General features: G+C 63.8%; 25 protein-coding genes and 1 tRNA gene. 14 read left to right on the forward strand and 12 right to left on the reverse strand.

The genetic code is table 11. From position 1 onward, the window contains the following. The first annotated feature begins 203 nt into the window (after window positions 1-203). The 3 genes from ASG57_RS33735 (at window position 204) to ASG57_RS33745 (ending at window position 2,693) form a co-directional block, all read left to right on the forward strand. Window positions 204-827, forward strand: a complete 624-nt coding sequence (locus tag ASG57_RS33735; RefSeq protein WP_024340746.1) for a transglutaminase-like cysteine peptidase — start codon at window positions 204-206, stop codon at window positions 825-827. 461 nt (window positions 828-1,288) lie between these two features. Beyond that, complete coding sequence (locus ASG57_RS33740; protein WP_057199024.1) at window positions 1,289-2,020, forward strand: aspartate/glutamate racemase family protein; 732 nt, start codon at window positions 1,289-1,291, stop codon at window positions 2,018-2,020. 178 nt (window positions 2,021-2,198) lie between these two features. Further along, the gene (locus ASG57_RS33745) at window positions 2,199-2,693 is read left to right on the forward strand and encodes a hypothetical protein (RefSeq protein ID WP_057199025.1); all 495 of its coding nucleotides are present in this window, start codon (window positions 2,199-2,201) and stop codon (window positions 2,691-2,693) included. Between the two features lie 182 nt (window positions 2,694-2,875). Here ASG57_RS33745 and ASG57_RS33750 read toward each other — a convergent pair whose 3' ends face one another. Then, a complete protein-coding gene (locus ASG57_RS33750) occupies window positions 2,876-3,244 on the reverse strand; it encodes a hypothetical protein (RefSeq protein WP_057199026.1) in 369 nt (122 codons plus the stop codon). Window positions 3,245-3,342: 98 nt separating this feature from the next. Then, complete coding sequence (locus tag ASG57_RS33755; protein ID WP_024340750.1) at window positions 3,343-3,669, reverse strand: hypothetical protein; 327 nt, start codon at window positions 3,667-3,669, stop codon at window positions 3,343-3,345. Between the two features lie 92 nt (window positions 3,670-3,761). Between ASG57_RS33755 and ASG57_RS38890 the strand changes: the two genes are divergently transcribed. Then, the gene (locus ASG57_RS38890) at window positions 3,762-3,929 is read left to right on the forward strand and encodes a hypothetical protein (protein ID WP_200948597.1); all 168 of its coding nucleotides are present in this window, start codon (window positions 3,762-3,764) and stop codon (window positions 3,927-3,929) included. A 2-nt stretch (window positions 3,930-3,931) separates the two neighbouring features. Here the strand turns inward: ASG57_RS38890 and ASG57_RS33760 are convergent, their stop codons facing one another. Beyond that, window positions 3,932-4,462, reverse strand: a complete 531-nt coding sequence (locus ASG57_RS33760) for a gamma carbonic anhydrase family protein (protein ID WP_024340751.1) — start codon at window positions 4,460-4,462, stop codon at window positions 3,932-3,934. Window positions 4,463-4,543: 81 nt separating this feature from the next. Then, window positions 4,544-4,873 (reverse strand): DUF6949 family protein, encoded by a 330-nt coding sequence (locus ASG57_RS33765; protein ID WP_024340752.1) that lies wholly within the window; start codon window positions 4,871-4,873, stop codon window positions 4,544-4,546. 224 nt (window positions 4,874-5,097) lie between these two features. On the opposite strand from ASG57_RS33765, the gene ASG57_RS33770 reads away from it, so the two are divergent. Continuing rightward, window positions 5,098-5,805: a hypothetical protein gene (locus ASG57_RS33770; RefSeq protein WP_057199027.1), complete on the forward strand. Its 708-nt coding sequence runs from the start codon at window positions 5,098-5,100 to the stop codon at window positions 5,803-5,805. A gap of 560 nt (window positions 5,806-6,365) precedes the next feature. Here ASG57_RS33770 and ASG57_RS33775 read toward each other — a convergent pair. Then, window positions 6,366-6,584, reverse strand: coding sequence for a DUF3126 family protein (locus tag ASG57_RS33775; protein WP_007602550.1), 219 nt, complete (start codon window positions 6,582-6,584; stop codon window positions 6,366-6,368). A gap of 136 nt (window positions 6,585-6,720) precedes the next feature. Next, complete coding sequence (cysE, locus tag ASG57_RS33780; protein WP_024340754.1) at window positions 6,721-7,545, reverse strand: serine O-acetyltransferase; 825 nt, start codon at window positions 7,543-7,545, stop codon at window positions 6,721-6,723. 275 nt (window positions 7,546-7,820) lie between these two features. Here cysE and ASG57_RS33785 point away from each other — a divergent pair, with 275 nt between their 5' ends. Next, entirely contained in the window at window positions 7,821-9,179 is a 1,359-nt protein-coding gene (locus ASG57_RS33785; RefSeq protein ID WP_057199028.1) for a hypothetical protein, read from the forward strand. Window positions 9,180-9,650: 471 nt separating this feature from the next. Next, window positions 9,651-9,818, forward strand: a complete 168-nt coding sequence (locus ASG57_RS33795) for a hypothetical protein (protein WP_155248573.1) — start codon at window positions 9,651-9,653, stop codon at window positions 9,816-9,818. 127 nt (window positions 9,819-9,945) lie between these two features. On the opposite strand, the gene ASG57_RS33800 is transcribed toward ASG57_RS33795, so the two are convergent. Both ASG57_RS33800 and ASG57_RS33805 read right to left on the reverse strand, forming a co-directional pair. Continuing rightward, window positions 9,946-10,308, reverse strand: coding sequence for a response regulator (locus ASG57_RS33800; protein ID WP_162250094.1), 363 nt, complete (start codon window positions 10,306-10,308; stop codon window positions 9,946-9,948). Window positions 10,309-10,331: 23 nt separating this feature from the next. Beyond that, window positions 10,332-10,721 (reverse strand): response regulator, encoded by a 390-nt coding sequence (locus tag ASG57_RS33805; protein ID WP_024340759.1) that lies wholly within the window; start codon window positions 10,719-10,721, stop codon window positions 10,332-10,334. A gap of 360 nt (window positions 10,722-11,081) precedes the next feature. On the opposite strand from ASG57_RS33805, the gene ASG57_RS33810 reads away from it, so the two are divergent. From ASG57_RS33810 to ASG57_RS33820, 4 genes are all read left to right on the forward strand, one after another. After that, window positions 11,082-11,315, forward strand: coding sequence for a hypothetical protein (locus tag ASG57_RS33810; RefSeq protein WP_024340760.1), 234 nt, complete (start codon window positions 11,082-11,084; stop codon window positions 11,313-11,315). A 440-nt stretch (window positions 11,316-11,755) separates the two neighbouring features. After that, complete coding sequence (locus ASG57_RS39775; RefSeq protein WP_283806214.1) at window positions 11,756-11,884, forward strand: hypothetical protein; 129 nt, start codon at window positions 11,756-11,758, stop codon at window positions 11,882-11,884. 218 nt (window positions 11,885-12,102) lie between these two features. Beyond that, window positions 12,103-12,345, forward strand: coding sequence for a DUF6894 family protein (locus tag ASG57_RS33815; RefSeq protein ID WP_057199031.1), 243 nt, complete (start codon window positions 12,103-12,105; stop codon window positions 12,343-12,345). A 154-nt stretch (window positions 12,346-12,499) separates the two neighbouring features. Further along, entirely contained in the window at window positions 12,500-13,228 is a 729-nt protein-coding gene (locus ASG57_RS33820; protein ID WP_057199032.1) for a Crp/Fnr family transcriptional regulator, read from the forward strand. A gap of 180 nt (window positions 13,229-13,408) precedes the next feature. Here ASG57_RS33820 and ASG57_RS33825 read toward each other — a convergent pair whose 3' ends face one another. Beyond that, on the reverse strand, window positions 13,409-14,164 hold the full coding sequence (locus tag ASG57_RS33825) for an alpha/beta fold hydrolase (protein WP_057199093.1): 756 nt from the start codon (window positions 14,162-14,164) through the stop codon (window positions 13,409-13,411). Between the two features lie 117 nt (window positions 14,165-14,281). Then, window positions 14,282-15,418 carry a hypothetical protein gene (locus ASG57_RS33830; protein ID WP_057199033.1) on the reverse strand — a complete coding sequence of 379 codons (1,137 nt, stop codon included), beginning with the start codon at window positions 15,416-15,418 and terminating at the stop codon, window positions 14,282-14,284. A 308-nt stretch (window positions 15,419-15,726) separates the two neighbouring features. Between ASG57_RS33830 and ASG57_RS33835 the strand changes: the two genes are divergently transcribed. After that, a complete protein-coding gene (locus ASG57_RS33835; protein WP_024340765.1) occupies window positions 15,727-15,972 on the forward strand; it encodes a zinc-finger domain-containing protein in 246 nt (81 codons plus the stop codon). A gap of 19 nt (window positions 15,973-15,991) precedes the next feature. Continuing rightward, window positions 15,992-17,194 (forward strand): FAD-dependent monooxygenase, encoded by a 1,203-nt coding sequence (locus tag ASG57_RS33840; RefSeq protein ID WP_057199034.1) that lies wholly within the window; start codon window positions 15,992-15,994, stop codon window positions 17,192-17,194. Between the two features lie 25 nt (window positions 17,195-17,219). Here ASG57_RS33840 and ASG57_RS33845 read toward each other — a convergent pair whose 3' ends face one another. Beyond that, entirely contained in the window at window positions 17,220-17,639 is a 420-nt protein-coding gene (locus tag ASG57_RS33845; protein ID WP_057199035.1) for a hypothetical protein, read from the reverse strand. A gap of 171 nt (window positions 17,640-17,810) precedes the next feature. On the opposite strand from ASG57_RS33845, the gene ASG57_RS33850 reads away from it, so the two are divergent. Continuing rightward, window positions 17,811-17,899 (forward strand) — tRNA-Leu (locus ASG57_RS33850). A 147-nt stretch (window positions 17,900-18,046) separates the two neighbouring features. On the opposite strand, the gene ASG57_RS33855 is transcribed toward ASG57_RS33850, so the two are convergent. Next, window positions 18,047-19,357, reverse strand: coding sequence for a hypothetical protein (locus tag ASG57_RS33855; protein WP_230646564.1), 1,311 nt, complete (start codon window positions 19,355-19,357; stop codon window positions 18,047-18,049). Window positions 19,358-19,419 lie beyond the last annotated feature (62 nt).

Here is a 19,419-nt window from a genome sequence, read left to right on the forward strand (position 1 = left end):
CACCGGTTCCGCCGCGGGTTTCGGGTTAATCGATAAAATTTGAATCAATTGCAGTCATGTCCAATTTTATTCGAATTCGATTCAAGTATAGATCGAATTCGTCGCGCCTTTTACTTGTATTCGTTTCGACTTGACTTGGTTGACTTAGCAGCAGCTCAAAAGCTCCGTGCGCAATGTGGTCCCAACAAGAAACGGGGGCCGCAATGTTTGACTTCAGGGGACAGGGGAAGAAGCTGGCGCTGGTCGCCATGCTCTTCGGGATCAGCGCGACAGCGCAGGCTGGCGAAAGCCGTCTGCTCTACGCGAGCCTCGGCGATACCACGCGTGCGCCGATCGGCTGGGTCGAGTTCTGCGCGGACAAAGCCGCCCAGTGCCAGGGCGCACCGCTGCAGCCGCGCGACATCGTGATGTCGCAGGCTGCGTGGCGCGACCTCGTCAAGGTCAATCGCTGGGTCAACGAGACCGTCAAGCCTTTGACCGACCAGGAGCACTGGGGCGTGATCGAGAAGTGGTCGCTGCCGTCAGACGGCTATGGCGACTGTGAAGACTATGTGCTGTTGAAGCGCAAGATGCTGATGGATGCCGGTTGGCCACGCCAGGCCCTGCTGATCACCGTCGTGCGCGACAAGAAGGGCGAAGGCCACGCGGTGCTCACGGTGAAAACCGACAAGGGCGAGTTCGTTCTCGACAATCAGAACGAGAACGTCGTTGCCTGGACGGAGACCGGCTACCGCTTCGTCAAGCGCCAGTCGCAGAGCGATCCCAACGTGTGGGTCTCGCTGGGCGATACCAGGCCGGCGGTCTCCACCGCCAGCGCGAGAGATTAGGAACGAGACAACGAGTTACGCGGCCCGGTCACATCCCCACCCCTCCCCGTCCCAGACCGGTTCGCGCGCGCCCAGCCATCCCCCAATGGCTGGGCGCAACTTTTTGGCGAGACGCGTCGCTCTCGCACCGAGCACGCCCGCAAGCCGCAGTCGTCGGCGGCGGATCCTTCAGGAACAGTTCGGCCTCGATTCGGTGGGTGCGACAGCATCAGCGCGCGAGCAGCTGCTTGTTGCGCTTGCGGATCGCGGCCACGATTCCGGCGTGGTGATCGGTGCCGCAGGCCGGCGTGATCGAGCCAGGCCGGAGAGACCGCATCGATCGCGTGATCCATGACCTCAGCCGTTTCGTTCACGATGATCACTCTTGCGCTCGGCACCAACCACATGCTCAACAAGCGGCAGGCGGCCAGAGGTCCGGACGCCGGCAAGCGACTCGTCTGAGAAAGGACTAGTCTGGTCTGATGCGACTGCACGTCGTCAATCCCAACACCACCGCGTCGATGACGGCGAAGATCGCCGCAGCCGCGCGCAGCGTCGCCCTGTCCGGCACATCGATCGATGCGCGCCAGCCGGCGATGGGCCCGGTCTCGATCGAGGGATTCTACGACGAGGCTTTCGCCGTCCCCGGCATGCTCGGCTGCATCCGCGAGGCCGACCGCGACGGCGCGGACGCCCACATTATCGCCTGCTTCGACGACACTGGCCTCGATGCCGCGCGCGCCGCCGCCAAAGCGCCGGTAATCGGCATCGGCGAAGCCGGCTTCCACATGGCGAGCCTGATCGCTGCGCGCTTTGCCGTGGTGACGACGCTCGGCGTCTCCATCGCTCCGATCGAGCACAATCTGAAGAAGTACGGCCTCGCCGAGCGCTGTGCCCGCGTCCGCGCCGCCGAGGTGCCGGTGCTCGCACTCGAGGAGCGCAACACCGAAGCCGTCGGCAAGATCTCCGCTGAGATCACCGCCGCGATCCGCAATGATCGCGCGGAAGCCATCGTGCTCGGCTGCGCCGGCATGGCCGATCTCGCCGCTGAGCTCGCCGCCACACATGCCCTGCCCGTGGTCGACGGCGTTGCCGCAGCTGTGACGCTGGCGGAATCACTGGTACGGCTGCGGCTGACAACCTCCCGGCTCGGCCCCTATGCACCGCCGCGCGCGAAAAGCTATTTCGGGCCTTTTTCGCAGTTTCAGCCTTGATCCTGCTCCCAAGGGGGCTCTCGGAGTCCACAAGGCACGATGATCACTGGTTTTTTGGCCTTCAGCCTCTTTTTGGTCCCATTCCTTGCTGAAACCTAACGCTTTCGGGACGCCCCGGTGACCCTCTGGGTTGCCGGTCTTCGCCACTCACCAAGTTTCAATTTGGGTTTTGTCAGCGATGATCGATCTCGCCCAGGACACGCCATCCAATCGCCTGTTTCGGTTCGGCGGTCAGCCCATCGCGCTGACCGCGGCAGCTCTCTTGCTCTTGATTGTAGGCGTGACCTCGATCGCGATCTGGCGCGCCTATACCGGTGCAGCGCCGGAGACCGACCGGGTCGTCGCAGCGCGGCAGCTGCAGGCCCGCACCGCCCAAGCATCCGAGCAGTTGGTCGAGAAGACCAAGGGATTGGAGGCGACCCAGCAGGAATCGATCGACCAGCTGCAGGTGATGCAGGACCAACTCCTGACCATGAAGCGGCTGATGGCGGCGCAACAGGCCGATACCAAGCGGTTGTCCGAGCAGGTTGCAGCCCTGAACGAATCCATCGACGGCCTGCGGCAGTCCTTTGCCAGTGCCCGGGCAAGCGAGGTCGAAACGCCGCCGGTCACCCGCAAGAAACCGGTGCGGCAACGCGCCCACGACAGCGCCCGCAAGCGGTCGCGAAGCTGAGCCGACGACCACGCGACGGGAACTTATTTCGCCAGTTGTGAACTGGATCACATTCGCCCGTATGATTCCGGGCCATGCTCGCCGTTACCGGATGGCGTGAGCCGATTTCAATATCCGGGGCTGGCAAGGTCGTTGACGGTATACTGCGTCAACGGCCTTGTTCTTTGACAACTCACTCCGCCTCACTCGCAGACGTCGACCCGACGGTATCGCCATCCCGACGGCGTCATGACGCGCTTTCGCGCGACATAGCAGCCGCCATAGCCATCGTTGTAGCCGGTACCATAATAGTAGGGGACGCCGTAATAGGGATAACCGTACCCGTAGTAACCGCCGTAGAAGCCGGCACCGGCGATACCTGCCCCGATTGCGACCCCTGGCCAAAAGCCGCCGCCATGCCAATGACGGTGCCCCCAGCCGCCTCCGCCATGGAAGCCGCCACCATGGAAGCCTCCGCCGCGCCCGAAACCGCCCCGCGCCTCGGCCGCCTGCGGCGCCGAGAGCCCGACCGCGGCGACAGCCAGCGCCGTCATCATCATCTTGCGTAACATCGCTCGATCCTCCGCGTGGACACGCTCCACGCTTCCGAACCAAGCTAGCTTCAGTTGGAAACTCGTGACAGCCACGCTGTCTCACTTCCGCGCGAGCGTCAGCAGCCGCGACAGATGCTCTTCAGTCTCTTATCGAGCTGCCGATTCTCGGCGTTGACGGTTGCATCGACCCCACCACCTCCGCCGGTGCCGGTCGTGACTCCCGAGCCGGATGATTGAGCCGTACCCAGGCTGTTGGTCCCGGGCGGCGGAACGGGCGAATTGCGAACACCTCCGGTCGATCCCGCGGAGCCTCCCGTTGATCCCATCGAGGCTCCGCTCGAGCCTGTCGAGCCGCCGGCCGCCTGCGCGAGCGCTGCAGCCGGCATCGCCGCGAGTGCGAGGATCACGATCATCCCTTTGATGGGGCCGAACGATGCGGGCATGGGAAATTCTCCTTTGGCGGTCAACGGCCGCCACGAAGACCTGTTCCGGAACAAATGCCGCCATATCAGCTTGAAGCGAGGGAGGCACGATCATGACCGTGGATTCAGATCCCTTTACGGAAGGCGAACGCGCCGCGCGCGAAAACATTCCCGCTGAGGCCAACCCTTACCGCGACGGGAGCGATGAGCATGCGCTGTGGGCTGCGGGCCACGAGAAGGTCGCAGGCGCGATCGAAGCGCGGGAATCGGAAGGCAGCTGACCTCAGCCGATCCGCTTCAATCCTTTCTTGAAGCGCGGGCCGTTGGCCACGTAGAACCTCGCGGCGCTTCCCATCCTCTGGACTTGCGCATCGTCGAGCGTGCGGATCACGCGCGCCGGCGAGCCGATGATCAGCGAGCGCTCCGGAAATTCCTTGCCCTCGGTAATGACGGACCCGGCGCCGACGATGCTGTTGCGGCCGATTCTGGCGCCATTCATCACGATCGAGCCCATGCCGATCAGCGCGCCCTCCTCGATGGTGCAGCCGTGCAGGATGACGTTGTGGCCGACGGTGCAGTTCTTGCCGATGACAAGCGGAAAGCCGAGATCGGTGTGGCAGGTCGAACCGTCCTGCACATTGGCGCCCTCGCCGATCTCGATCCACTCGTTGTCGCCGCGCAGCACCGCGCCGAACCAGACGCTCGCACCCGGCTTCAGGCGCACGCGGCCGATCACGGTGGCAGTCTCGGCTATGAAGTAATTGCCGTCGGCGGGAAGGTCGGGCGCTTGCCCGTCGAGCTCGTAGATCGCCATGGAGGTCTCCTGTCGCGTTGACCAGCCATAGCGAAACGGCAGCCTGGAGGCAAAGGGCCGGCCGCGTCCGAAGCGCGGGGATCAGACCGGAATGCCGGCGGCGCGCAGCGTCATCAGGAAGAAGGTGCCGCTCATCATGCTCCAGAAGCTCGCGATGACGGTCGCCATCATCACGAACTCGATCCGGCGGCTTTCCACCTGGATGCCTCGCAGCGTGTTGCGCATGATGATGAAGGGCGCGGCGAACACGAGGAACGGAACCGCCGCGAAGGTCTTCGGCGCCACGCCCTCCTGCAACAGGCCGAAGCCGGCGGGCCGCTGTGCGAGCGCCTGGTATCCGTTCACGAGCGCGCCCGCGAGCGCGAAACCGATGCCGATCGCAAAAAAGGTATTGAGAGCCTCAGGTGTCATCGGAACGGTCCGCCCTTACGCAACGCCACCGTCTTCCTGTGACAAAGAGTGCGGGTTAACGCTACATTATCCTTAAGGGAAGGTTAACGCGGCCGCCCGCCCGGCGCAGGTCCCTCCTCTGTCCCAGCAGGCGGGAACGCTGCGCGAAACCGCCGTCGCATGGCATATTCGCCGCTGATTCGTCGGCCACCGGCCGACGTCCGGCTTTCCCCAGCGCTCAGCTCATGACGGTGTTTTCGGCAGCTTCCCTCAGGTCCCCCCGCACGCGCATCAGGTCGCATATCGTCCCGATCGTGCTCGGAGGCGCGGCTGCGGTCGGTGCGGTCGCGCTCGTCGCCTATCTGCTGTGGCCGACCTGGGGCACGCGCGCGGCGAACGCACCGGACAAGCTGCCGGTGAGCGTCGGCGGCACGCTGTTCAACCTGCCCAGGGCTGCGATCCGCATGAAGATCCAGCGGCACTCGGGCCCGCAGGAGCGGATCGATCTCGACTTCCTCTATCCCTCGCTGGAGCCGCCCGGCGCGCCCAAGCACGTCACCGCCGACACGGTGGAAGCCGTGGTGCAATCGATCGATCGCATCTTCCTGTCGATCGCGGCCCATCACGATGCGCTCGCGCCCGAGCAGCGAACGGCCACGATCTATCCGCGCTATCTCGATCGGGCCGCGACGATGCCTGTGGAAGGCCTGACGATGCGGATGTTCCGCGCCGACACGCCCTACGGAAGCGAGGACCTCTATTCCGCCGCCAGTCCCGCGCTGACCGCGCGCTGCACGCGCGATGCGGCCACCCCGGGCATGTGCCTCTCCGAGCGCCGCGTCGGCGGCGCCGACCTCACCTTCCGCTTTCCACGGAGCTGGCTGTCGCAATGGCGCGACGTGGCGGATGCGATGGAGAAGCTGACGGCGCAACTGCGCGGACCGAAGGGCTGACCACGGCCGTGCTGACCTGGCTCGGTGCCTCTCAAGCCAGAACTTCGAAAACAACCCCATGCACAGTAGCCAAGCCCTTGGCCGGACTTCGTATTTCCAGAATCATGACCTGATCGTCGCGCCGCGAGCGAATGACGTGGCTATATCTCCCCTCCCGCGGTATTCGCTCCGGCAATTCGTATTCTACGAAACTAGCTTGAAGCGACGGGCAAAACAGGGGCAGAATGGCGCGATGAAAAATGCGAGAGGGTCGTGTGAGCCGACCTCGTGACGCCGAGGTGCGGCGGTGACGGGCTGTTGTTGAAACGATAGAGTACCGGACTGCAGTCGCTGCTGTTCCTCGTTGCGAGCCAAGGGGCCCGCGCAAAGCGCGACCCGATGACAGGCTCCACGAAGCGATCCAGAATTTCTCCGCGGAAAGACTCTGGATTGCTTCGCTCCGCTCGCAATGACGGCCTGGAGAGAGCGGATCCAATTTCTCTGCGGCGTTGCAGCGCGTCCGGGACACGAGAGAGCGCGCGCGGCGAGGATTTCGTTACGCTCGCGACGGCGCCAAACGCCTATTCCTGATCGACGAGATCGTCTTCGAGGATCGCCATCTGGAACTGGAACGAGCGATCGTCGTCCTCGTCGTCGACGAACAGCACGCCGATGAACTCCTCGCCGATATAGACCTCGGCGGAATCGTCCTTCTTAGGCCGCGGCACGACGCGGATCTTGGGATTGCCGAATACGCGCTTCAGATACGCGTCGAGCTTCCTGACTTCCTTGACGTCCACGGCAAGTCTCCAATCGAAATCTAACGTGGCGGGGTTTTAGGACGAGACGCGACGAACCGCCAGCATGAATTGCCAAAGAATTTGGGGACGAAAAAGGCCGGAATTTCCGGCCCTTCGCGAGCATCAAAGCCTGGTCTCAAAGCCCCATCGCGTTGATCATCTGGTCCATGGTGCGCGAGGGCTCGGCGCAGCCGGCTTCGCCGACGATCTTGGCGGGAACGCCCGCAACCGTGACGTTGTGCGGCACGGGCTTGACGACCACCGAGCCGGCAGCAATGCGCGCGCAATGGCCGATCTCGATGTTGCCGAGAATCTTCGCGCCGGCGCCGATCAGCACGCCGTGCCGGATCTTCGGATGACGATCCTCGTTCTCCTTGCCGGTGCCGCCGAGCGTGACGCCGTGCAGGATCGAGACGTCGTCCTCGATGATCGCCGTCTCGCCGCAGACGAAGCCGGTGGCGTGGTCGAGGAAGATGCCGCGGCCGATGCGCGCGGCGGGATTGATGTCGGTCTGGAACACCGCCGAGGACCGGCTCTGAAGGTAGAATGCGAAGTCCTTGCGGCCCTTCAGGTAGAGCCAGTGCGCGAGGCGATGGGTCTGGATCGCATGGAAGCCCTTGAAGTAGAGCAAGGGATCGATGAAGCGCGAGGTGGCGGGATCGCGATCGTAGACGGCGACGAGATCGGCGCGGAAGGCGTTGCCGAGATCGGGATCGTCGCGCAGGGCCTCGTCAAAGGTCTGGCGCACCAGATCACCCGACAGCGCGGAATGGTCGAGCCGGTCGGCGACGCGATGGACCACGGAGTCTTCGAGGCGGCTGTGGTGCAGCACCGTCGAATAGATGAAGGTCGCAAGCTCGGGCTCGCGGTGGACGATGTCCTCCGCCTCGCCCCGGATCCGGTCCCAGATCGGATCGAGCGATGCGAGCTTCCCTCCCGGATTGACCTGATGCACTGCCATGGGATCTGCTCTCTCGAATTGGCTTCTTTTGCTGGCTGTATAGCACATCCTAGGCGACAAAGTCCTGACGGGCTTGCCTGAAAGTGAACAGCACCTTGCCTCGCGGGCACCTGCCAAACCCTTGAAACGTAACCGGTTTCCTCTGACGCCCCAAGCGGCAAGTCGGATCAAGGTGGTCAGAGTTCCACCAAATTCAAGGCGGGCTGCGTCAAACTATTGGTGAATTCTCTCCGAGCCGCTATTGCGGTGATGGCCGAACGAGGGCGGGAGCGGATTTGAGCATCACCACCGATCAATTACGCGCGCGCGCCGCCGATACGTTATGGCTCCGCCTGACAGCGGCGGCTCTGCCCCTCCTGATGATCGCGCCGGCGTTCTGGAACGGCTATCCGCTGTTGCAATGGGATACCGGCGGCTATCTCGCACGCTGGTACGAGGGCTATCTCGTCCCCAGCCGCTCCACGGTGTTCGGCCTCTATCTGCATTACGGCGAGAGTTTGGGATTCTGGATCAACCTCGCCGTCCAGTCGCTGGCGACCCTGTGGCTGCTGCAGCTCACTTTGCGTGTCCTGGGATTGATGCAGACCTTTCGCTTCGTCGCGATCAGCCTCGGCCTGATCCTGTCGACCGCGCTGCCCTGGCTGGCGAGCATGCTGCTCACCGACATCTTCGCAGGACTTTCGGTGCTGTCGCTGTTCCTGCTGGTGGCTGGCGCAAGCCGCACCTCGACGCTGGAGAAGATCGCGCTGTTCGTCTTCACCGCGTTTGCAGCCGCGACCCACAGCGCCACGCTCGGCGTGCTGCTGGGCCTCTGCGTCGCGGGTTGGATGGCGCGGCCGCTGCTCGGCAACCGGCTTCCGCTCGCCGGGCTGACGCAAGCGAGCCTCACCATCGTTGCGGGCAGCCTGATGCTGGTGTCGGCGAATTACGCGCTGTCCGGCAAGTTGGCCTGGACGCCCGGCGGCTATGGCGTCGCCTTCGGCCGCATGATGCAGGACGGCATCGTCGCGCGCTTTCTCAACGACCGTTGCCCGCGCGAACGCTTCAAACTCTGTCCCTATCGCAACGAGCTGCCGGCCAGCGCCGACGAATTCCTGTGGGGCAAGAGCATGTTCAACACGCTCGGACGTTTCGAAGGCATGAACGACGAGATGAGCTACATCGTCGTGCATTCCCTCAAGGACTATCCTGCCTGGCAGGCCGCCGCGGCGCTGCGCGCGACGGGACAGCAATTGCTGCACGTGGCGACCGGCGAAGGCACCAATGGCTGGATCCCGCACACCTACGGCATCATCGAGCGCTACATCCCCGAGCAGGTTGCGCCGATGCGGGCCGCGCGGCAGCAGCACTGGGCAATCGATTTCGACTACGTCAACTGGCTGCATGTCCCCGTCGCGCTGGCCTCGATGCTGGCCCTGGTTACGCTGCTTGCGCATGCGCTGGCGAACCGCCGGCTTGACGACCTCACGCTGCTGGCGGGGACCGTGGCGCTGGCCCTGCTCGGCAACGCCTTCATCTGCGGCGTCATCTCCGGTCCGCACGATCGCTACGGCGCGCGGATGGTGTGGGTTGCCACCTTCGCGGTGCTGATGGCGCTTGCGCGCCGTTTCGGCGGCGACGTTGAAGCGCGATGAGATCGGGGTGTAGCGTCATCGCGCTTGGCAGCTCTTTCGAGCTCGACCCCCCGCGCCGACGGCTTCCCATCTCGACGGCACTCATGCTCGCGGCGAACATAGCCAAGGGGACCGGCCTGAGCGCTGAATCAGCGGATGCAACGGGACGGGTCTTTGCGGCTTGCAGGAACGGGCCGATGCTCATGGCGGACGGAGTCGCCGGCCGCTACATCCTGGCTGGCCGCCCAATAGCAGGCCTTGGCGACTCCGGCAGCGCTCGGAGCGGCGACCGGTGACCCAGAGCAGACGTGTGCGCTGTAAATGAGCAGGCTACTCAAACTGAGTAGCTCGCTCTATAGGACGAAAGAACGCCCGAATAATCTCGGAGAACATGTGAAGCCGTGATAGCGTTTCACGATCACTGAACGACTTGTGGCTTATGACAGTGACTGAGAGACAATTTGCGCTCCCGCCTGAATGAGGGGGAGCGCCATGTGCGACAAATGCGATGAAATCGATAGGATGGTCAGCCAGTGGAAATTTATTCAATCATCAGCCACTGAACCCTTGGCCATCGAATTGCTTCGTATCGACATCGACGAACTCCTTCGTAGAAAGCACGAACTGCACAACGATCCGAAAGCTTCGGCCGATGAATAGCTCTCATCAGGCGGCGTGTTTCTCTTCATGCGTCGGCAGAATTTTTATGGTGCTGTTCCCTGCGATACCTCGTTCAGGCTTGCAGGGTGGTGGCAACCAAGCCTTGCATATCCTAATGCCGCTTTTCCTAATGCCGCTTTCGAGTCGCGAGCAGTTGGCGGATGTGGTCGAGCACGGGGCGATAATCAAGCTTCTTCGCCGCCTGGGGCCCCCCTTCGCAAAGGTCACCCGCGAGTGCAAGGACCTTCCCGACCGTCGCGCCTAGCATCGTCTTCACGGCTGGATAGTTGCTCCGTATCCACGCGGAAAGAGCAAACCCGGAACCGGTGGGACCACCTACGTCGATCAAGGCAACATCGATGTTGTGTTTGCCACCTTCGAGGCATTCACGAGCATCATCGTGCTGAGCTGCTTCCACCACGCGGTAGCCGCACTCGCGAAGGTACTCCGCCAGCGGGTGACGCACGAGGACGTCCTGCTCGACGATCATCACAGTTGCTGCTTGCATGTATATTACGGCGCCGAGCCGAGCATCTCCGCGATCAGCGCTGCGATCTGCTTGGGATCGTACGGCTTGCTGATGAACCTACCTACGCGGCTCGCTGCGCTCTCCAATTCTACGCTTCCAGAGGCAACAAGGATAAGCAGCATTGGTTGCATGACGCGCAGCTTCCCGGCCAGTTCAAGACCATCAAGGGTTCCGGGCATTCGGATGTCGGTTATAAGCGCGTCAACTCGCTCGCCTGAGGAGATGTAGTCCATCGCTTCGTCGGCAGTGCTCGCCTCAACAACCTCAAACCCCGCAGTTCGAAGCTGCTCAGCTACGTCAAATCGGATGAACCATTCGTCCTCCACCAGCAAAACCCTGACCCGATCGCTCTCTAGCTGCTCTTGGGGGACCATCGTCGGCTCCGCAGATGACCGGGAGCCAACTAGCTGAGGGGTCGAACGTTCCAAGCCATTGAGTTCTCTGCAGTTTGGAAGTCCGAAGCGCAGAGGCGGAATATCCGCAAGGCGGTACGCAAAATTTGATATCGCCGTCAGGGTCAGGGGCTCTGACCTACCTGCGACGACCCCGCGTTGTCGTGATGCCACAAAAGCGTCGGTTCATGACCCCCTGCTGGTGAGCTGCGGCCGGTACCTCTGAGGGAGGGACTTCAGTTAGGAACAATAGAGTCGACTGATTGTTTGCGGCATGCGCCGAGCGTTTGAACTAAACCTCGGTGAGGATGTAGTCCATCAGCTCCCGCCGACGGGTCGGTATTGCCTGCATCACTCCAAGAGAGCCTCGACCGGATCGAGCAACAGATTCGGGCCTACGAGGCATACGATCTGGCCGAGAAGGCCCGGTTCGCCCGCGAATCCTGGCTATGGACAGCAGAAGAGCGAATCGAATGGCAGGAAACTCAATCTGACAACGGCAGGGTACTTCGTGATCTGCGTGAGCAGGCCGATGCCCTGCGTCAAAAGCTGACGCCCTTTCAAAAACCGGCATAACCTGAGAGCCGCGAACCGATACCCTGAGGGAGCGCGAACGTGGAGGGCAACATAGCGGGTTGCCGAGCTGCGCAAACACGTCGGGCGGATCACCGGCGAGCCCCGATCTTACCGAGGCCGCGGCAGGCTGTTCGAAAAATCTGACGATGCCCTCTCTCAGGCTTAGAACCTTCGCGCCTACGCACACCCAGGACAGCCACGCAGGAAGGACACGACTGGCGCGTCATCGCGAGCAGTCAACCAGTCAGCGGCGGTAAGAAGCTGGCAAATGGCTCCTGCCGGAATCGAAACAAAGCCCTCGCTGACGGGCGAATAAAGGCGAACAGTCCCGCCACCCCCGAGCGGCTCTCAGCATCTATCGGTGGCGTGAACGCAAGTGCGCTCCCGCTCATCCAAGCGGAGCGTCAAATATGTCGGCTCAACGGTCCCCAGGACATTCCTTGACGTTCGTCTGCGGCGTCATCTCCGGCCCGCACGATCGCTACGGCGCGCGGATGGTGCGGGTTGCCACCTTCGTGGTGCCGATGGCGCTGGCGCGCCGTTTCGGCGGCGACGTTGAAGCGCGATGAGATTGGGTGAAGCGTCATCGCGCTTGGTACCTTGTTCAAGCATGCGCTCCACGCCGACGGCCTCCCTCCCCATTTCCACCGCACTCATCCTTGCGGCGACCATAGCCCAGCGTGCGGCCACGCGCCCATTTAGCAGAACGAGCGGCACATCGGGCGTCCGCGACAAGGAAGGTATGGGGACTGCGAGGAACGCACGAGCTGTTTCCTGATTGTCACGCATGCCACGCTACTACTTCGACTCCCGTGACAATGAAAAATTCGTCTCAGATGAGATCGGCGTCGAGGTCGCCTCCCTGCAGGAGGTAAAGACGCTGGCCTCCACTGCTATGGCCGAGCTCGCTAGGGACGTGCTGCCCGGTTCGGTGGCTCGAAGGTTGGCGATTGAAGTTCGTGACGAGTTCGGCCTGCTCCTCAGCGTCTGCCTCCGTTTCGAGATCGAACCGGCACGACAAATAACATAGAGCAGGTTTGGAACCTTTCCCTTAACCTGTGATTGTTGATTTACCACCGGCCGAAGCATTGGGCGCTGGTGGCTGAGAGTCTTGTGCTCCCGCCTGTCTCGGCCGGAGCGGCGAGTTGAATCCGGCTCAAATTTCTCAAGCGTGGAGAAGTGCGATGCCCGGTAGCCCAACGGCTGCGCTCGTTCAAAAACTCACCAAAACCAATCGGCTTGACCAGGACGATATTCTGGCGATTCAACAGCTTCCGATCCAGAGCAAGCGGGTTCCCGCCCAGCACGGCTTCGTACGTGACGGTGACCGCCCATCGGAATCCTGTCTCATCGTCGATGGGTTCGCCTTCCGCTCCAAGCTGACGCCGGACGGTCAGCGGCAAATTCTCTCGCTCCACATTCCAGGAGAAATCCCGGACCTGCAAAGCCTGCACTTGCACGTCATGGACCATGACCTGACGACGCTCACGGAATGCACCCTCGGATTCATCAAGCACGAAGCCTTACGGGAGCTGAATCTGAGGAGGCCCAACGTAGCTTCTGCGCTCTGGCGCGAAACCTTGATCGACGCCGCAATCTTCAGGGAATGGATCGTCAATGTCGGGCGCAGGCCGGCGCGGGTCCGAACTGCCCACCTGCTGGCGGAGCTCTATGAGCGGCTCGAACTGATCGGACGAACCACGAATGGGTCCTTTGAATTGCCCATCACTCAGATCGAGCTGGCGGACTGCCTTGGATTGTCGGTCGTGCATGTCAACCGGACTCTGCAAGAGCTTCGTCACGACGGTCTCATCGCAACGGAACGCAGAACCTTCCACTTGCTCGATAAGAGCGGGGTGGAGGAAGCAGGGCAATTCGAGAAGATCTACCTGCACCAACGTCCTGCGCTTTGAAGAAGGAAAGCCTCCCCTGCATCGACACTTCTGGTTACCCCTTGCCGACGTCCCGCCGTCCTCGATCCGTCGTCTCAATCGGCGCCAAGCGGACTCCCGATGTCTGCGCATGAAGGCGTGGACAACTGGCATGACATCAGGAGCATTGACCGACGAGCTCATCGGCGAAGACAGCATGCCTCAATCGCGGCGTGAGAGGAAATCGAGCACGCCGGTCTTGTAGACCTTGTCGCCGACCGCACGCATGTGATCACGGTTGGGGATGTCGAGCACTTCCGAGCCGGGGATGATGGCGCCGAGCGCACTCGCAGAGCCGGCTACGTCGTCGGTGGTGCCGACCGCAATCAGCACCGGCACCTCGATGCGCGCGGCTTCCTCCCTGCTCATAAGATCGCGCGTGCCGCGCAGGCACGCCGCAAGCGCGCGGTGGTCGGAACGGGTCTGGTCGGCGAACGCACGGAAGGTACGCCCCACGGGATCGGTGACGTCATCAAGGGAAGGCGCTTCCAGCGCCCTCGCGACGTTCTCGTCGGGGCCGGTGCCCTCGATCAGGCCGCCGATGCCGATGCCGCCGAGGATCGCCGCGCGCAACCGCTGCGGCTCGTTGAGGGAGAGCCACGCCGCTATCCGTCCACCCATCGAATAGCCCATGATGTCGGCCTGCGGGATGGCGAGATGATCCATCAGCGCGAGCACGTCGCCGGCCATGGTCGGGATCGAGTACTGCGCGGGCTCGTAGAGCTTCGCGCTCTCGCCGTGGCCGCGATTGTCGAGCGCGATAACCCGGCGGCCGTTCTTGCGCAGCTCCGACACCCAGGTCGGATAGACCCAGTTCACGTTCTTGCTGGAGGCGAAGCCGTGGACCAGGATGATCGGATCGCCCTCGCCTTCGTCGAGATAGGCAATTTCAACGGCGCCGTTGTGGAAGCTCGGCATCATGAGTTCCGTGAGATCTTGTGGGGGACAGCTCGATCTTAGAGCATGATCCGGAACACTGTGCAGCGGTTTTCCGGCAACATCATGCTCAAACAATAGCCTGATGCGCGCAGCGCTTCAGGCCGTCGCGGCCGCGTTGGCCAGACTTGCCTCTGCTGCGATCTGCGCACGGCGGAGCCGGCGCGCGCGCCTGCGATCGCACCAGGCCTGGGTCAGGCCTTCCGTCGTGGCCTTGATCGACGACAACAGGCCAAACAGCGTCAGGGCCGCGCCGAACAGCCAGAGGGTCAGATTGAACGCGCCGGTCGCAAGCAGCAGCGCGCCGCGGCCAAGCAGCTTGATGATGGCGCGGGTCTTGCCGCCATGCGCTTCCGCAAGCCGCGCCGCGCGCGCGACATCCTTGGGGCCTTCGGCGATGCGCAGCGTATCCATCGCCCCGCGCGTGCCGGTCTTTCCGGCGACGCGCGTCACGTCCTTGCCGAGCCGGACCAGCGCACCGGCCTTCTCGGCCCGGAAAGCAGCCTTGATCGCGCTCACGGTCTGGCCAGGGCGCAGCACCGAGCCGGACGCGACGGCGTTCCGGAGCATCGGCGCGTCGACTACCTCGCGTGCGGAGCGGCCGGCCCATGCGGCAAGCCCCTCGCCGAGCCGCCCCACCTTGCGCGCGTCCTTCACCAGCGATAGCCCCGCGCGCACCGGCGCGGCACCGCCGACGGAGACGTAGGTCGCCGCCGTCACCGCAAGGCCGGCAGCCGCAAGGGCGAGCACGAGGCGGTCGGTGTCCTCGCCCATGGCAAGATGCTTGCCTTCGCGCACCACGTCCCTGATGTCGCCGAACACGAAGAGATCGCCAGTCACCGTCCCCGAGAGGCTCGCGACGTCGTCAGCATTGCCGGTGACGAGACCGGTGACGAAGCGCTTGGCGAAATGCGAGGTGGAGTTCTCTGTTTTGACCGCATCGCTGACGCGGCTGAGGACGTCGTCCGGTAGCGCGATATTCCGGTCACGCGCCAGCGCGACAAAACTGTCGGCGAGGTCAGCGTCTCCGGCCGCGAGTGCGGCCTCGATGCTGTCCTGGACCAGACCCTCGTTCTGCCGCAGCAGTGCATCGAGCTTGAGCTCGGAGAGCACGGCCGGATCGTCCTGGGCCGCGAGAAGCGCGCCGGCCTCGCGGGCGTGCGGCGCGACCTGCACGAGCAGGAAGCCGCACGTCGCGATACCCGCCAACGCGGTGGTGATTCGCAGCCACTTCATCTGGAAAAGCCCGGCGATCCCAAAAATCGTCTACGCCTGATGTTTTCGTCTTTCGGCGCAAATTGCTCGCCAGAGAAGATAGTATGCCAAAATTGCGACACAACGTCCCCGACGAAAGAAGGGCTTCTCTCAGGCCGCAAGATTGTGTCGAATTTGCATGAGCAAATGAGCATGGGGCAATTGCGGAGCTTGCGGTTCCGCTGGACTAGCAATCATCTGCACCCGCCTTTATGGTCCGCCGCGCCTTAAAGATGCCGCGTCACTTGTTGATTGTGTCTGCCGCCATTGCCACTCCAGGATGAGTTACGATGTCCGACCATGTCGTCCCGCACTTCCATAACGATGCCGGCGTTCCCGTCATCGAGATCGGCTCGCATGAGTTCATGTGCGTGGGCGCCAACCCTCCGTTCGACCATCCGCACGTCTTCCTCGACCTCGGCAACGACGACGAGATCATCTGCCCCTATTGCTCGACGCTGTACCGCTTCGCGGCCGACCTGAAGCCGGGCGAAGCCCGCCCGCCGGAATGTGTCTTGAAGGACAAGGTGGCCTGACCGCTTCCGTCGGTCAGGGGTGGCGCTCTCCCGAACGATTGTCATCGCCGGTGCCGGCATCGGTGGGCTGACGGCCGCGCTTGCGCTCGCGGCCCGCGGCTTCCGCATCGTCGTGCTGGAAAAGGCCGAGCGCCTCGAGGAAGTCGGCGCCGGCCTGCAGCTCTCGCCCAACGCCAGCCGCGTGCTGGTCGAGCTCGGCCTCGCCGAACGCCTCGAAGGGCGCGCCGTCACTCCGGAAGCGGTCTCGATCATGAGCGCGCGCGCCGGAGGCGAGCTGCTGCGCATGCCGCTCGGGGAGGCCGCCTCCGCACGCGCGGGCGCCCCCTATTGGGTGGTGCACCGTGCCGACCTGCAATCCGCATTGGCCGGCGCCCTTGCCGATCATCCCGATATCGACCTGAAGCTGGGAGCGACCTTCGAGGACGTTGCAGCCCACGCCAAGGGCCTGACGGTGGTCCATCGCAGCGGCACGATCCGCCGCAGCGATCTCGCCGGCGCGCTGATCGGCGCCGACGGCATCTGGTCGACGGTGCGCCAGCACCTGTTCCCCGAGGTGCAGCCGCGCTTCTCCGGGCTGATCGCCTGGCGCGGCACGCTCGACGCCACGCAGCTGCCGAAGGATTATACTGCGCGGCGGGTGCAGCTCTGGATGGGGCCGAAGGCCCATCTGGTCGCCTATCCGATCGCGGGCGGACGCCAGATCAACGTGGTCGCGGTGCTGCCCGGCACCTGGAACCGGCCGGGTTGGAGCAGCCCCGGCGATCCCCTCGAGGTGATGGACGCCTTTGCCGCCCCGCGCTGGCCGCCGCCGGCACGGATGATGCTCGCCGCGGTCGACAGCTGGCGGAAATGGGCGCTGTTCGGCGTGCCCGACGGCTGCCCCTGGAGCAAAGGTCCGGTGGCGCTGCTCGGCGATGCCGTCCACGCGATGCTGCCGTTCGCGGCGCAAGGCGCCGGCATGGCGATCGAGGATGCCGCCGTGCTCGCGCGGCATCTGAGCGTCGAGGCGGCGGAGAACACTGACGGCATCGCAGCCGCACTGACGCAATATGGCCGTGCGCGCCTGGCGCGGGTACGGCGCGTGCAGGGAACCGCGCGGCAGCAGGGCCGCATCTATCACCTCGGCGGGCCGCTGGCGATCGCACGCGACCTTGCGATCCGCGCGCTCGGCCCGGAGCGCATGCTGGCGCGGCAAGACTGGATCTACAGCTGGCGGACTTGATGCGACCCGCCGCCGGCGCGGCGCCTCAGCGCAGCGTTCTTCCGGATTTCGAGGCGGGCTTGGCGACGGGCGACGGCGGCTCGGCAGCCGGCACCGGCTCGGGCGTCTGCCGGCACCTGTTGCGGCGCCAGGCGTCATCGGCCAATTGGGCCTGCCCTCGCACGGCGATATAGTCGTTGCGATAGGCGAGCTCGGACACGACCGCGCCACCCGCCCCGGTCTCGGCCTTCTGCATCAGCTTCTGCAAATCCTCGGTGCGCTTGTCGAGCTGCTTGCGCTCGGTCTCCAGCTGCTTGCAGTCGTACAATTCGTATTTGGCGGGATCGGCAAAGGCAGGCGCGATCGTCTCGCTCATGCCGGCGCAGCCGGACAGCGCGGCACCCGCCGCCAGCAGCGCGAGGAGCGCGCCGAAGCCGCGCAGCGAAGAGGACAACGAAGCAACCATGCCGGATGAATAGCCCCCGTGGATTGAGAATGCCTAAAGCAACAACAGATGTCGGGATTGAGGCTTTGCCTTGTGCGCCCGGCTCGCTTAAGGAAGGACCGTCCCCGGGCTCGAGCAACACGCCAATTCCAGACCGGGGATGGACTTAAGTGTTTGATCTCGTTGGATCAAGCGGGCATGGCGGAATTGGTAGACGCAAGGGACTTAAAATCCCTCGGTGCGCAAGCGCTGTGCCGGTTCGACCCCGGCTGCCCGCACCACCCGAGATTTTCTCGGCACGCTCAATGCATTTCGTTTGGAGTGCCGCCCTGAGCGTCGCGCAACCGTCTTTGGCTGGCCATCCGCGGGAAGGCGCTCCAGCGGCTTGTCGCTAGCAATTCAGACGAGAAGCTCGGCCGCCGAACGAGCTAGCCGCGCTCGAGGCGCTCGGGCTCCGCGCGGAAATCGAGCAACACGATCCAGAAGCAGATCAGGGCGACGACGAGGAGGATGAAACTGCCCTCGAATGGTCCCCCAAGAAGCGAGATCAGCGTCGGGAACGCGATGCCGACGCCGAGAACGGCGGCAAGCGCCATGGCGGGAAGATCGACGATGAGGATGGCGGCATAGAGCGCGAGCTCGAAGAAGGCATATTCCTTGAGACGCGGCGAGCTGAGGTAGAGCGCGAACATGGCGAGCACGGTGACGCGCATGGCCGTACGAGGATGATCCCTCAGCCAGAGATCAAGTCGGATCAGAAGCGATCCTCCCTCCCCCGCGGGGCCGCGGCCCACCACGCGCAGGACGGCAAGGCCGAACGGCACGAGCACGAGCGCGAGTGCTGCGAGCGCATAGGCCGCGAACAGTGCCGGCTTGACGTTACCGAGCCCGGCGTAATCCATGAGGCTCTGCGCCAGCAGCAGCAACGATGGATTTGTCTCCAGCAAGTCGACAAAATGCTGGTCGGGAATCTGCGCCGCCATCGCGAGCCGCCAGCTTGCGAACAGATCGGGATACAGCAGTTTGGATATCAGGATCGGCACGGCAAAGCTGAGGATCGCCGCCGCGATCAAGGCCAGCTTGCGGACGCGCGGCAGCGGCAGGAAATAGAGCGCCGCCAGCACCGGGAAGAACACCAGCTTGAACGAGGTCACGAGGCCGAGCAGCGCAGCGCCGGCGAGGCGCGACGAGAAGCCTTGTTCTCCCTGCGCTTCCGATCCAAGCGGACGAAGCAAGAGCCTCAGCGCGAACGCAGTCAGCACACCGCTCAGAATCGCAAAATTCCCCGATGCCTGCACCCATTCGAAACCGACGAACGCGCCGATCGCGCAGAGCACCCGGAGCGCAATGTCGCGCGGGCTCGGGCGCGCACGGGCAAGGCCGGGCAAGAGCAACCCGCAGAGCACGCCAAGCACGAGAAAAATGCTTCTGCAATGATCGACCAGAACACCACCCGCGCAGAGGGGACGGAAAACGTCCAGCGTCACCGGCAGGTAGGGATAAGAGAGCTTGGTGCCCTTCAGGTTCTTGACGAAATAGGGATCGCGCCCTTCGGCATATGCATCGACCGCCGCGCAATTGACGCGAACGTCCCAGCCAAATTTCACATCGAGCGTTGCATCGTTGGCGAGATTGCCGAGCACCAGCAGCGCCGTCAGCGCGATCAGGCAGGCAAGCCAGACGTTGCGCCTGCCAGTCGTGGCGGCCGCGGGCTCCAGCCATCGTGCAGCACCGGACATGTCGGACACGGGCGGCCCCCTGTTTCGCCTGTTTCTTCCGGTGCCGCCGCGGCAGCCGGTCC

It is taken from the genome of Bradyrhizobium sp. Leaf396, from assembly GCF_001424605.1.
Lineage (GTDB): Bacteria > Pseudomonadota > Alphaproteobacteria > Rhizobiales > Xanthobacteraceae > Bradyrhizobium > Bradyrhizobium japonicum_C.